Annotated in this window: 12 protein-coding genes; 10 read left to right on the top strand and 2 right to left on the bottom strand. The window is 45.4% G+C overall.

Going from position 1 to position 13,107, the window contains the following annotated elements; translation table 11 throughout:
- Window positions 1-4: 4 nt before the first annotated feature.
- Complete coding sequence (locus L8S15_RS18765) at window positions 5-796, bottom strand: sporulation protein (protein ID WP_010433315.1); 792 nt, start codon at window positions 794-796, stop codon at window positions 5-7.
- A 283-nt stretch (window positions 797-1,079) separates the two neighbouring features.
- On the opposite strand from L8S15_RS18765, the gene L8S15_RS18760 reads away from it, so the two are divergent.
- The 6 genes from L8S15_RS18760 (at window position 1,080) to L8S15_RS18735 (ending at window position 6,196) form a co-directional block, all read left to right on the top strand.
- The gene (locus L8S15_RS18760) at window positions 1,080-1,247 is read left to right on the top strand and encodes a hypothetical protein (RefSeq protein WP_010433312.1); all 168 of its coding nucleotides are present in this window, start codon (window positions 1,080-1,082) and stop codon (window positions 1,245-1,247) included.
- A 130-nt stretch (window positions 1,248-1,377) separates the two neighbouring features.
- A complete protein-coding gene (locus L8S15_RS18755) occupies window positions 1,378-1,641 on the top strand; it encodes a YihD family protein (RefSeq protein ID WP_010433308.1) in 264 nt (87 codons plus the stop codon).
- Window positions 1,642-1,968: 327 nt separating this feature from the next.
- Window positions 1,969-3,387: a cytochrome c oxidase accessory protein CcoG gene (gene ccoG, locus L8S15_RS18750; protein ID WP_280574640.1), complete on the top strand. Its 1,419-nt coding sequence runs from the start codon at window positions 1,969-1,971 to the stop codon at window positions 3,385-3,387.
- A 74-nt stretch (window positions 3,388-3,461) separates the two neighbouring features.
- Entirely contained in the window at window positions 3,462-4,448 is a 987-nt protein-coding gene (locus L8S15_RS18745) for a serine/threonine protein kinase (protein WP_010433301.1), read from the top strand.
- 55 nt (window positions 4,449-4,503) lie between these two features.
- Window positions 4,504-5,103, top strand: coding sequence for a thiol:disulfide interchange protein DsbA/DsbL (locus tag L8S15_RS18740; protein WP_010433299.1), 600 nt, complete (start codon window positions 4,504-4,506; stop codon window positions 5,101-5,103).
- A gap of 139 nt (window positions 5,104-5,242) precedes the next feature.
- Entirely contained in the window at window positions 5,243-6,196 is a 954-nt protein-coding gene (locus L8S15_RS18735; RefSeq protein ID WP_065100906.1) for a DUF2860 domain-containing protein, read from the top strand.
- A gap of 127 nt (window positions 6,197-6,323) precedes the next feature.
- Here the strand turns inward: L8S15_RS18735 and L8S15_RS18730 are convergent, their stop codons facing one another.
- A complete protein-coding gene (locus L8S15_RS18730) occupies window positions 6,324-7,847 on the bottom strand; it encodes a YifB family Mg chelatase-like AAA ATPase (protein WP_280574635.1) in 1,524 nt (507 codons plus the stop codon).
- Between the two features lie 471 nt (window positions 7,848-8,318).
- On the opposite strand from L8S15_RS18730, the gene ilvG reads away from it, so the two are divergent.
- From ilvG to ilvD, 4 genes are read left to right on the top strand one after another with little or no spacing between them, the layout of a single operon-like run.
- On the top strand, window positions 8,319-9,965 hold the full coding sequence (gene ilvG, locus L8S15_RS18725) for an acetolactate synthase 2 catalytic subunit (RefSeq protein ID WP_010433260.1): 1,647 nt from the start codon (window positions 8,319-8,321) through the stop codon (window positions 9,963-9,965).
- A gap of 1 nt (window position 9,966) precedes the next feature.
- Window positions 9,967-10,251: an acetolactate synthase 2 small subunit gene (gene ilvM / locus L8S15_RS18720; protein WP_010433257.1), complete on the top strand. Its 285-nt coding sequence runs from the start codon at window positions 9,967-9,969 to the stop codon at window positions 10,249-10,251.
- 12 nt (window positions 10,252-10,263) lie between these two features.
- Complete coding sequence (locus tag L8S15_RS18715) at window positions 10,264-11,232, top strand: branched-chain amino acid transaminase (protein ID WP_010433254.1); 969 nt, start codon at window positions 10,264-10,266, stop codon at window positions 11,230-11,232.
- A 33-nt stretch (window positions 11,233-11,265) separates the two neighbouring features.
- Window positions 11,266-13,107 carry a dihydroxy-acid dehydratase gene (ilvD, locus tag L8S15_RS18710; protein ID WP_280574632.1) on the top strand — a complete coding sequence of 614 codons (1,842 nt, stop codon included), beginning with the start codon at window positions 11,266-11,268 and terminating at the stop codon, window positions 13,105-13,107.

Genomic DNA, 13,107 nt, shown 5'->3' with positions numbered 1-13,107 from the left:
GACACTAAGAAGCGTTGTCTAAATACTCAAGCACCATTTTGCCCGCATCTTCTGGTGAGGTATCCAATGGCACACTCAACTGACGCTGCAGCTGACCAATGCCTAGCAAGCTAGCCAACATACCTTTTGCACCATCGCGATTGCGGTCTATCTCAAACCACAGCTTAAGCTCCGTATCATCACGATGAGCAACCACTTCCAGCTCACGCCAGCGGCCATGATAAGGGCCTGTGGTTGGAACAAATTCAAACTCTTGTACAAACGGTAATTCAAAGCCATCTACCGCTTCACATTCAACTTGGCGAATGCGCAGACCTTGAGCTTCGAGTTCGTTAAAAATGCCATCAAGTAGCGCATCAGGACGAACCGTTAAAATATCCTTATCCGAAGGGTCAATCGCCATCGCAATATCGAGCCCGGTTTCAAGCCACACCTTTGAGTCACCAATCGTCACTGGGGTATTCAACGGCACATCAAACTCGCATTCAAAGTCACGAGTTTCTCCCGGCTGAATCACAAAGGAATACGGCAGGCTCCATTTGGCCAACGAGTATGTTTGGTGCATTCGACGTGTTTGACCGCCCTCTTGCCTTTGCGAATTAGTGGTCACTTCTTTTATGTAGCGACAACACAGGTTGAGATCGATGTTATCTATCTCCTGCGGTTGAGAGCCACCATACACATGCACAATAATGCTCGCCTTTTGCCCTGGATAAAGCACTTCCTGTTGCAATACAGAATCCACTTTGGCAGATCCAATACCAAAACTTGCTAACGTTTTCTTTAAGAACGACATATGCACCTCCTTTAAAACATCATCTTAAGCCTGAAAGAGGTTCAAACTCAAATATACTGCTCACACTATTTTAGCTCTAATATCGTCTATTTATCACTCAAGCGTCGATCGATAACTTAGATAGTGATAATCTAAGCCTTGATATGCATGCATATCATTATCCTGATTTATTATTCGGATTGGCGAAAGCCAGACGAGTGACTCTTCAAGTAATTGAAGCGGATCTCATGGTAAATCAGGCCATTAGATTGGCAATGGATATGCCTGACCGTTAGGTAAATGAATGCGCCCAACAGCTGTCAGGTTCTCGCACACCAACCGTAGTGCGATGCGTCGTCGTAGTGGCTTTGCTGCCGCTCCAATGGCTAAGAAATTGGCTCCAACAATGACTTTAGTTGAGAAGACTGCTTTATTAGCACCGACTGCAACAAAAGTAATTAAAGCCGCTTAATAAAAAGCGCAGTTTTTACTGCGCTTTTTTCTTGCCCTATCCTTTCTGAAATGTGTTTACACATTGGTATTCCCTACCTGATTTGATACCTTAAGCCACAAATCATTATAAAATTTGTGGAGAATAAAGTATGAAGTGTCATCGTATTGAAGAACTGCTTGAATTGATGGAGCCTGAGTGGCAGAAAGATCAAGAGCTTAACTTGTTAGAATTCATCATTAAGCTGTCAAAAGAAGCGGGCTACGAAGGTAAACTTGAAGAACTGACAGACGACGTTCTGATCTATCACCTCAAAATGCGTAACAGTGAAAAAGATGAAATGATCCCAGGCCTGAAAAAAGACCAAGAAGATGACTTCAAAACCGCGATTTTAAAAGCGCGTGGCATCCTTTAACAGCTTAAATGCGTTAAAGCTTAATTGCCTTATCAATAAATTGCTCAATTCTAAAAAGCGACCTCTTGGTCGCTTTTTTGTTTCTGTTCGCTATTTTTTCGTCACAACTGTTATGACTTTTGTTGTTAAAGGTTGATAGCGTTAAAGAAATGAGAACAAGATTGTCGTTATAATCGCCATCCATAAGAATCTTCTAAAATAATAAGAGTGAGTGCGATAACAACAAATGCACCAAGCTCAATTTCAATAGGTTCTCTAAACCATACTTTCAAGTAATGTCGTCATGCCCTCTTTAACAGGGCAAACAAGCCACAAAAAGGATAGTCCATGAGTCAGGATAAAATCGATATCAAAGATGTGACGCCTAAAACCTTTAACCCGAAAACACATAAAGGTAATGGAGATCGATTTAACCCAAGTAACCGAATCTATGTTCGAGAAAGCAAAGGTAAATTCCAACAACTGCGCCGTTATGGCGGTTGGTTCTTACTTTTACTTTTTGCGCTTATCCCATGGATTCCATTTGGTGAGCGACAAGCGATCTTACTCGATATCGGCAGCCAGCAGTTTAACTTCTTTGGCACCACGTTGTACCCGCAAGATCTGACGCTCCTCGCCATCCTATTTATGATTGCTGCGTTCGGCCTGTTTTTTATCACAACCTTTTTAGGCCGTGTTTGGTGTGGCTACTTGTGTCCTCAGACCGTGTGGACCTTTATGTACATCTGGTTCGAAGAAAAGCTAGAAGGCGCTGCCAATAAGAGAAGAAAACAAGATTCAGGTAAACTGACAAGCAATCTAATCGTTAGAAAAACCCTCAAACACATCGCATGGTGGGCAATTGCAATCGCAACAGGACTAACCTTTGTCGGTTACTTCATCCCTATCAAAGAGTTGGTGATTGGCTTCTTTACCTTTAACTCGTCTTTCTGGCCGGTGTTTTGGGTACTGTTCTTTGCAGGCTGTACTTATGCCAATGCCGGTTGGATGCGTTCAATTGTTTGTCTGCACATGTGTCCTTACGCGCGCTTCCAATCGGCTATGTTCGATAAAGACACTTTCATCGTTGGTTACGACACAGAACGTGGTGAAAGCCGCGGCCCTCGTTCTCGCAAAGCCGATCCAAAAGAGCTTGGCCTTGGTGACTGTATTGACTGTAATTTATGCGTTCAAGTTTGCCCGACAGGTATCGATATTCGTGACGGCCTACAATACGAATGCATTAACTGCGGTGCGTGTATTGATGCCTGTGACCACACGATGGAACGTATGGGCTATGAAAAAGGCCTGATCAACTACACCACAGAACATAGACTTGAAGGTCACTCAACCAAGGTGATGCGCCCTAAACTCTTAGGCTATGGTGTAATATTGATCGTTATGCTGGGTTTATTCTTTGCACAAATCGCGAGTGTTGATCCTGCAGGCTTAAGCGTTCTGCGAGATAGAAACCAGCTATTTAGAACCAATACTCAAGGGCTTGTCGAAAATACTTACAACTTGAAAGTCATCAACAAAACTCAGCAAGAGCAAGAGTACAAACTTGATGTGAAAGGGTTACCCAATTCTATCTGGTACGGTAAGCAAACCATTACGGTCGATCCGGGCGAGGTTTTGAACCTACCTATCAGTTTGGGGGTCGACCCAGAAAAACTGAGCTCACCAGTTTCGACAATTCAGTTTATACTCTCGGATAATGAAGAGTTTACGATGGAAGTAGAAAGCCGCTTTATCAAGAAACTCTGATACCAAGCCTCTCACGGATTGGTATAACTTCCCTATAAATGGAAAAAGGCTCAGTAATGAGCCTTTTTTATTCTATGACGATGCAAGCCTTTAACTTTGATAACTTGACCCCTGACTTCATGTGGTACGCACTGGAGAGTATTGGAGTTCGAGCTGAATCTGGGCTTCTCGCCCTCAACAGCTACGAAAACCGGGTATATCAATTCACCGACGAAGACCGTAAACGCTACGTCGTTAAGTTTTATCGGCCGCAACGCTGGAGCAAAGAACAGATTCAAGAAGAGCACGACTTTACACTTGAGCTTATCGACCAAGAAATTCCAGTCGCACCGCCGATACGCATCAATGGCGAAACCCTACATGAATATCAAGGCTATCTGTTTACACTGTTTGACAGTGTTGGTGGCAGGCAGTACGAAGTCGATAACTTGAACCAACTGGAAGGGGTAGGTCGTTTCCTTGGTCGAATTCATAAGGCAAGTGCAGGCAAAACATTCCAACACCGTCCAACCATTAGCTTAGATGAATACCTATATCAGCCACGTAAGATTCTAGAGAATTCGCAGTTTATCCCGACGCACCTAGAAAACGCGTTCTTCAATGACGTTGACCTTCTGATAAAAGAGCTAGAGAACCAGTGGCCGAGCAACATTGAGAACATCCGCCTGCATGGTGACTGCCACCCAGGTAATATATTGTGGCGCGACGGACCAATGTTCGTCGATCTCGATGATTCGCGCAATGGACCAGCGGTGCAAGATCTATGGATGCTACTTAACGGCGAACGCCAAGATAAACTGATGCAACTGGATATTCTGCTAGAGAGTTATCAAGAGTTTTGCGATTTTAATACCTCACAACTGAAACTAATCGAACCACTACGCGGTCTACGTATGGTGCATTACATGGCATGGCTAGCAAAACGATGGCACGATCCTGCTTTTCCTTTGGCCTTCCCATGGTTTAATGATCCTAAATATTGGGAGCAACAAGTACTTGCTTGTAAAGAGCAAATTGCTACCCTGCAAGAACCACCACTTTCGTTAATGCCTCAGTGGTAATACTAATCGCAACATACAACTAGATAAAAATTCAAACATAATGGAGATTGGATAAATGAAAAAGCTATTCGCATTTTTCTCATTGATCATGTTGAGCCTTTCAGCTCACGCTGCGAAATTTAACGAAGGTGAACACTACAAAGTTCTCGACCTAGAAGCATCAAAAAAACCAATGGTGACAGAGTTCTTCTCTTTTTACTGCCCACACTGTAATAGCTTTGAGCCAATCATCCAGCAGCTAAAACAACAGCTACCTAAAGACGCTAAGCTACAGAAGAACCATGTTTCATTCATGGGTGGCAACATGGGCTTACCAATGAGCAAAGCTTACGCAACCATGATTGCATTGAAAGTGGAAGACAAAATGGTGCCAGTGATGTTTAACCGCATTCACAACATGAACAAGCCACCACGCGATGAAGCAGAGCTACGTCAAATTTTCTTGGACGAAGGCGTCGACGAGAAAAAATTTGATGCGGCTTACAATGGCTTTGCAGTAGATTCTATGGTTCGTCGCTTCGACAAAGCATTTAAAGATAGTGGCCTGTCAGGCGTTCCCGCTGTTGTAGTCAATAATCGCTACCTGATCGATGCTCAAGGTATTAACTCTCTCGATGAGTACTTCGAGCTGGTTAACTTCTTATTAAAGAAGTAAGTTAATGATTAAAGGAAGCTCAGGCTTCCTTTTTTTTCCTAAATCAAAAACCATCATTGAGAAATAATCAGCCAGGAAATACCGTGCTTTACTGATATTAATAACCCGTCCTAAGAACCGGTGGGCAAGGAGCCCGTAAATGAAAATAAAAATCACACTTCTCGCATTAAGCGTTGCTGCTTCGCCTGCCTTTGCCAAGCTTGCAAACGAACAAGGCTTCAGTGGTGAAATCTCTATCAATACCGGGGTAACCTCTTCCACCTCAAATTTTAATACCGATACTGATAGCACCATCTCGTCAAATAACCAGAAAGCCTCATCTGAGAGCTCATTTCTAGTCGCGCCTTTGGGCAATGTCGCTTACACCTTTGGTGAAAAATTAAATCATCAAGTGTATACGGGTACCGCTCGTGATGACGTAGCAACAGGTACTGTTGTGCTAGAGGTTGGTTATAAATACCAACTAGAGTCAGGTATGGTCATTGACGCTTCACTTCTGCCAACCATTATGTCAGGTAAAACTTGGGCGAATCCATATGCAGAAGACGTTACTCGAAGCAAAACCGATGAAACTGGCAATGCCTTTCGTTTGAAGCTAAGCAGCATTGCAGGCTCAGCTTTTTCGCTAGACATGGCCTACGCCACCAAAGATGTAGAAGATGATTTAGTTAGAGAAGAACTCCAACGTGATGCAGAAACCTTCTACCTGAAAGGCCAATACCGCGTTCCACTCAGCCGTACCATGATGTTAGTACCATCATTGATTTACCAATCAAGCTCTGCAGATGGCAAGGCTGCCTCTTATGAACAGTTTGGCGGTGAGGTAAGTCTATTTGGTGGCATGGGTCGTCACCAATACGCGTTGACTGCGGGTTACAACCAACGATCCTACGATGCTAGCAACCCGATTTACGGCAAAACGCGTAGCGATGACAACATTAACCTGTTTGCCGCATATGAGTATGAGCAGTTCATGAACTGGGAAAACTGGTCGTTTGTTTCACTGGCGGGCTACGGTACCAGCGACTCGAATATTACCTTCTACGATGAGTCTCAATACATCGTCTCAGTAGGTCTGAACTACAAGTTCTAGTTAGGCTTCATTGCTCGCTCATAACCATTAGTTCATAACAACGAAAGCCTGCGTAAAAAGCAGGCTTTCTTGTTTTTATACCAATCGTAGTAAATAAATGACCCGTTGTTTACTACGATTGGTATTACTATACAGCTTGAGCTGTGAGTTGCTTCAACAACCGATCCATGGCTCGATAGCCAAGCGCTTCCGATAGGTGCTTCTTTTCAATCTGCTCATTACCGTCAAGGTCAGCAATGGTTCGCGCCACCTTGATGATCCGGTGGTAAGCGCGAATCGATAAGCCCAATCGGTGCAATGCCGTTTCCAGAAACTCCGCATCCTCACGTCTTAACGGGCAATACTTTTCAATTTCTCGGCTACCTAACAGTGCATTCGATTTATGATTGCGAGATAGCATCAGCTCACGAGCCTGCCTGACCCTTTGCTTTACGACTTGAGTCGTTTCACCACGGTCGCTACCTTCGGCTAACATCCCTTTGGGCAACAGGGGGATCTCTAACGACATATCGAATCGGTCCAATAACGGCCCTGATAGTCGATTGAGGTAGCGAAGGATGATTTGTGGGTTCGCTCGAGCTTGATTGCCTTCATAATAACCTGTAGGGCTTGGGTTAAGTGCACCGACTAATTGAAAGCGCGCAGGAAAACGCGTCTTACCTGCCGCACGAGAGATAATGATTTCACCCGACTCCAACGGCTCTCGCAAAGAATCGAGTACCTTGCGCTCAAACTCAGGCATCTCATCAAGAAACAATAACCCGTTATGCGCCAAAGATATCTCACCAGGGCGAGGCACCGAACCACCACCCACCAATGCTGCCATTGAGCTCGAATGATGGGGGGACCGAAAAGGTCGTTGCTTCCAGTTGTATTGATTGATCTCTTGTTGAGTTAAAGAAGCGATCGAAGCCGTTTCCATCGCTTCTTCGTTACTCATCTCAGGCAATAAATCGCGTAGTCGCGAGGCCAACATCGTTTTGCCAGTTCCAGGCGGGCCGAGGAACAATAAATTATGGTTACCAGCAGCAGCGATTTCTAATGCTCGCTTGCCTTGCTGCTGGCCGATAATATCTTGTAGGTCGCGAAGCACTGAAACATCAGCCTGATGATGTTCCGTTCTATATAGACCAAGCTGAGCCTGACCACACATATCTGCACAAACCTCCAACAAGGTTTGCGCCGACTTATGTGCCCCTTTACCGACTAAAGCAGCCTGATCGCCATTGTGATGCGGTACGACTAAGCAACGCTCAACTCTGTCAGCAGCGAGTGTTGCAGGCAGTACCCCTTTCACCGAGCGCAACTCACCCGACAGCGCTAACTCACCAATAAATTCATGTTGAGCTATTTTTGATGTGGGTAACTGGTCCGACGCAACTAAAATCCCAAGCGCGATAGGCAAGTCAAACCGCCCACCTTCTTTCGGTAAATCTGCGGGAGCTAAGTTAACCGTGATTCTTTTCGATGGAAACTCAAAGCGAGAATTGATGATCGCGCTTCTCACTCGATCTTTAGATTCCTTGACCGTTGTTTCAGGTAAACCCACCAACGTAAAACCGGGCATTCCATTGCTGATATGCACCTCGACTGTCACTTCTGGAGCCTCTACACCCACACTAGCTCGACTATGAATTATCGCGAGTCCCATAACTTTCCTTTGTCTTTGATTTAAAAGTATTCGCCCTGGATATTCATTGCTCACCAAAGCGATAAGGTTGTTATATAGCGTGGTGGAATGGTGTTTTAATGTGAAAAAAGAATGACATTTTCCTTGTCATGCAGCAGATTTGTGTGATAACACTAGAGATGTAGACATTTACTTAAGACAATAAACGAGAAAACTCGAATTTTATGACATTTAACGCTCGCATTTATGCACTGATTAACCTGATTATCGTAGTCATTATTGAGACTGCGCGGGGGCGAGTGGGAAAAAAGTAACCACGAATTAGAAAAAACCCCCGCACTGAAAAGTTCGGGGGTTTTTTCTAATTTAAAGATTCGATTTTTATAATTTTATTATTTTCGGCTTTGCCGATTTACAGGAAGAATGGGAGCACAAGATGTGCAGAGACAATGGAAACAATTACCAAAATAAAGGTAATACGGAGGAATTACGATGAAAGGCGCAGAACTGGTCGTATCCGCACTCAAGCAACAAGGCATTGAGACCGTATTTGGTTACCCAGGCGGTGCCATCATGCCAATCTACGATGCTCTTTATGACGGCGGTGTTGAACATATCCTATGTCGCCATGAGCAAGGTGCAGCAATGGCTGCCATTGGTATGGCTCGTGCAACTCAAGATGTGGCTGTTTGTATGGCAACCTCAGGCCCTGGTGCGACAAACCTAGTAACCGGCCTTGCTGATGCCTTTATGGATTCCATCCCACTCGTTGCTATCACAGGTCAAGTTGCTAGCTCACACATCGGTACTGATGCATTTCAAGAAATGGATGTGATTGGCATGTCTCTGTCATGTACTAAACACAGCTACCTAGTAACCGATATTGAAGACCTCGCTCCAACACTAGCGGAAGCGTTTGTCGTAGCAAAATCAGGTCGTCCCGGCCCGGTTATTGTTGATATCGCAAAAGACGTTCAATTAGCAGAAACACCTGTCGATGTTCTTCCTGAATTTACACCACCAGCGATACCTGTTGCGACAACTGACGCGATTGAACAAGCACAACACTTCCTATCTCAAGCGACTCGTCCTGTTTTATACGTAGGTGGTGGCGTTCAACTGGCTAAAGCAACGGAATCCGTTCGCGAATTTTTACGCCTAAACCCAATGCCAGCCGTAAGCACGCTCAAAGGCTTAGGTACTATCGAGCGTGACGACCCACATTACCTTGGTATGCTTGGTATGCACGGCACCAAGGCCGCTAACCTAGTTGTTCAAGAGAGTGACCTGTTGATTGTTGTCGGTGCTCGTTTTGATGACCGAGTAACAGGCAAGCTCGATACCTTTGCTCCTCACGCAAAAGTCATTCATATCGATATCGATGCGGCTGAGTTCAGTAAATTGCGCCTGGCAGATGCACCAATTCGTGGTGACATCAACAAAATCATGCCTCAACTGGAACTGAGCCAAGACATCTCATCTTGGGTTCACCACTCTGAAGGGCTACGTACTTCGTTCAAATGGCGCTACGACCACCCAGGCGATCTTATCTTTGCTCCACTACTGCTCAAGCAACTATCTGACATGATGCCTTCAAGCTCTATAGTTTCGACAGATGTAGGCCAACATCAGATGTGGGCAGCTCAGCATATTCAACCACGCGATCCACAAAACTTCATCACCTCTGCTGGATTGGGCACCATGGGCTTTGGTTTACCAGCAGCAATGGGTGCATCGGTTGGTCGTCCTGATGACCAATCTATTCTTATCTCTGGTGACGGTTCATTCATGATGAACGTACAAGAACTTGGCACGTTAAAACGTCGTCAAATCCCAGTGAAGATGGTACTGCTTAATAACTCTCGCTTAGGCATGGTTCGCCAATGGCAATCTCTGTTCTTTGATGGCCGCCATAGTGAAACCATCTTGGATGACAACCCAGATTTCGTAATGCTGGCAAAAGCATTCGATATCCCGGGCAAAACCATCACACGTAAAGAAGAAGTAGAACCTGCATTAAAAGAGATGCTTGAGAGCAAAACCGCTTACCTACTTCATGTTCTTATCGATGAAGAAGAAAACGTATGGCCACTAGTACCGCCAGGTGCTTCAAACAGCGAAATGTTGGAGAACACATAACATGAAAAGATACTTACTAGACATCAAAGCCGATGATAAACCAGTACTACTAGAACGTGTTCTTCGTGTTATCCGTCACCGTGGTTTCATCGTTAAACAAGTGGCAGGAACCCAAAACCAAGAAAGCAAAGTGGCAAGCGTTGAGATCATTGTTGACAGTGACCGTCCGATTTCATTCTTGGTTAATCAAATAGAAAAGCTGTGGGATGTGCGTACCGTTGACGTTATCTCTATCAGCCGTAATGAATTGCCAAACAACAACTTACAACAAAAGATAAGCGCATAAGGAACCGCAAACATGACAGCTAAAACAGCAGACTATATTTGGTTTAACGGTGAAATGGTTCCTTGGGCAGAGGCGAACGTTCACGTCCTGACTCACGCAATGCACTACGGTACTTCTGTATTTGAAGGCGTTCGTTGCTACAACACGCCAAAGGGTCCGGTTATCTTCCGTCACCCAGAGCACGCAAGACGTCTAAAAGACTCAGCGAAAATCTACCGTTTCCCAATTCCTTTTACTGAGGAAGAAATTATGGAAGCGACTCGCGAAACGCTACGTCAAAATAAGCTAGAGTCAGCGTACATCCGCCCTCTCGGCTTTGTGGGTAACGTAGGTCTAGGTGTTTGCCCTCCAGAAAACACAGAAATGGATCTGATCATCGCCGCTTTCCCATGGGGTTCTTACCTTGGTGAAGAAGCGCTAGAAAATGGCGTAGATGCGATGATCTCAAGCTGGAACCGTGCAGCGCCAAATACTATCCCAACCTCAGCAAAGGCTGGTGGTAACTACCTATCTTCATTGCTAGTTGGTGGTGAAGCGCGTCGTCATGGTTACGATGAAGGTATTGCTCTGAGTGTTGATGGTTATCTTTCAGAGGGTGCAGGCGAGAACATTTTTGTTATTCGTAACGGCATTCTCTCTACACCACCAGCAACCAGCGCGATTCTGCCGGGTATCACTCGTGACTCGATCATGACACTAGCAAAAGACATGGGTTATGAAATCCGTGAAGAGAACATTGCTCGTGAAGCCCTGTACCTTGCTGACGAAGTCTTCATGACAGGTACAGCAGCAGAAATCGTTCCGGTTCGCAGCGTAGACAAAATTACAGTAGGTGAAGGCAAACGCGGTCCTATCACTGAAAAAGTTCAAGCGGCTTACTTTGGTTTATTCAATGGCACGACTGAAGATAAGTGGGGCTGGTTAGATTATGTTTACCCAGCAGACCACGCGTCAGAAAACCAAACGCAAACAACTAAGTAAGCAACAGCCAAATATTTTATAAGGATTTAAGCAATGCCAATCTATCGTTCAGCAACGACTACCCACGGACGCAACATGGCTGGTGCGCGCGCTTTATGGCGTGCAACTGGCGTTAAAGATGATGACTTCGGTAAGCCAATCATCGCGGTTGTAAACTCGTTCACTCAATTCGTACCAGGCCACGTTCACCTTAAAGATATGGGTCAACTGGTTGCGGGTGAAATCGAGAAAGCGGGCGGTATCGCTAAAGAATTCAACACCATCGCTGTGGATGATGGTATCGCAATGGGTCACGGCGGCATGCTGTACTCACTGCCATCACGTGAGCTTATCGCAGACTCAGTAGAGTACATGGTGAATGCGCACTGTGCAGATGCGATGGTGTGTATCTCTAACTGTGACAAAATCACTCCGGGAATGATGATGGCTGCAATGCGCCTCAACATCCCTGTAATCTTTGTTTCTGGCGGCCCAATGGAAGCCGGTAAAACCAAGCTTTCAGATCAAATAATCAAGCTAGACCTTGTTGATGCGATGATTCAGGGTGCCGATCCAACCATTTCTGATGCGCAAAGTGAGCAAGTAGAACGTTCTGCATGTCCAACATGTGGCTCATGTTCAGGCATGTTCACGGCTAACTCAATGAACTGTCTGACAGAAGCGCTTGGCCTCTCTCAGCCAGGTAACGGTTCTATGCTAGCAACGCACGCTGACCGTGAAGAGCTATTCATCAATGCTGGTAAACGCATCGTTGACCTAACTAAGCGTTACTACGAGCAAGATGACGAATCAGCACTGCCACGCAACATTGCTAACCGCGCAGCCTTTGATAATGCAATGGCGCTAGATATCGCGATGGGTGGTTCAAGTAACACAGTACTTCACCTTTTAGCGGCAGCTCAAGAAGGTGAGATTGATTTTGATATGGGTGATATCGACGAGATGTCTCGCCGCGTTCCACACCTATGTAAGGTTGCTCCTTCAACACCTAAATACCACATGGAAGACGTGCACCGTGCTGGTGGCGTAATGGCTATCCTAGGTGAGCTTGATCGTGCAGGTCTATTGAACAACCAAACTCGCACCGTTCTTGGTCTAAGCATGCAAGAGCAACTTGCTCAATACGACATCATGCAGACAGAAGACGAAGCCGTACTTAAATTCTTCCGCGCTGGCCCTGCGGGCATCCGTACCACCAAAGCTTTCTCACAAGATTGTCGTTGGGATCGTCTTGATGACGACCGCAAAGAAGGTTGTATTCGTACCAAAGAGAACGCATTCAGCCAAGAAGGTGGCCTAGCGGTACTTTCGGGTAATATCGCCGTTGATGGTTGTATCGTTAAAACCGCGGGTGTTGATGAAGAAAACCTTAAATTCCAAGGCCCTGCAATCGTATTCGAAAGCCAAGATACGGCAGTAGACGGTATCTTAGCGGGTAAAGTAAAAGCAGGCGAAGTGGTTGTTATTCGCTACGAAGGTCCTAAAGGTGGTCCGGGCATGCAAGAGATGCTCTACCCTACCACTTACCTAAAATCTATGGGTCTAGGTAAGTCTTGTGCACTATTAACTGACGGACGTTTCTCTGGTGGTACATCAGGTCTGTCTATCGGTCACGCCTCTCCAGAAGCAGCAAGCGGTGGTGTAATTGGTCTAGTGAACACAGGCGATATTATCACTATCGATATCCCTAGCCGCTCAATCACGCTTGATGTTCCTGAAGAAGAACTAGAAGAACGTCGTGTTAAGCAAGATGCACTAGGCTGGAAACCAGAAAACCGTCAACGTGAAGTGTCTTTCGCATTGAAAGCTTACGCAAGCATGGCAACCAGTGCTGACAAAGGCGCTGTACGTGATAAGTCTAAGTTAGAGGGCTAA

It is taken from the genome of Vibrio sp. S/42/10 (genome assembly GCF_029890535.1).
Lineage (GTDB): Bacteria > Pseudomonadota > Gammaproteobacteria > Enterobacterales > Vibrionaceae > Vibrio > Vibrio cyclitrophicus.
The sequence above is the reverse complement of the archived record's forward strand: the minus strand, read 5'-3'. Positions and strand labels throughout refer to the sequence as shown.

What these genes read in the sequence shown, in the direction of transcription:
- L8S15_RS18765 (WP_010433315.1), bottom strand. Translation starts at nt 796, where the DNA reads ATGTCGTTCTTAAAGAAAACGTTAGCAAGTTTTGGTATTGGATCTGCC.
- L8S15_RS18760 (WP_010433312.1), top strand. Translation starts at nt 1,080, where the DNA reads ATGCGCCCAACAGCTGTCAGGTTCTCGCACACCAACCGTAGTGCGATG.
- L8S15_RS18755 (WP_010433308.1), top strand. Translation starts at nt 1,378, where the DNA reads ATGAAGTGTCATCGTATTGAAGAACTGCTTGAATTGATGGAGCCTGAG.
- ccoG (WP_280574640.1), top strand. Translation starts at nt 1,969, where the DNA reads ATGAGTCAGGATAAAATCGATATCAAAGATGTGACGCCTAAAACCTTT.
- L8S15_RS18745 (WP_010433301.1), top strand. Translation starts at nt 3,462, where the DNA reads ATGACGATGCAAGCCTTTAACTTTGATAACTTGACCCCTGACTTCATG.
- L8S15_RS18740 (WP_010433299.1), top strand. Translation starts at nt 4,504, where the DNA reads ATGAAAAAGCTATTCGCATTTTTCTCATTGATCATGTTGAGCCTTTCA.
- L8S15_RS18735 (WP_065100906.1), top strand. Translation starts at nt 5,243, where the DNA reads ATGAAAATAAAAATCACACTTCTCGCATTAAGCGTTGCTGCTTCGCCT.
- L8S15_RS18730 (WP_280574635.1), bottom strand. Translation starts at nt 7,847, where the DNA reads ATGGGACTCGCGATAATTCATAGTCGAGCTAGTGTGGGTGTAGAGGCT.
- ilvG (WP_010433260.1), top strand. Translation starts at nt 8,319, where the DNA reads ATGAAAGGCGCAGAACTGGTCGTATCCGCACTCAAGCAACAAGGCATT.
- ilvM (WP_010433257.1), top strand. Translation starts at nt 9,967, where the DNA reads ATGAAAAGATACTTACTAGACATCAAAGCCGATGATAAACCAGTACTA.
- L8S15_RS18715 (WP_010433254.1), top strand. Translation starts at nt 10,264, where the DNA reads ATGACAGCTAAAACAGCAGACTATATTTGGTTTAACGGTGAAATGGTT.
- ilvD (WP_280574632.1), top strand. Translation starts at nt 11,266, where the DNA reads ATGCCAATCTATCGTTCAGCAACGACTACCCACGGACGCAACATGGCT.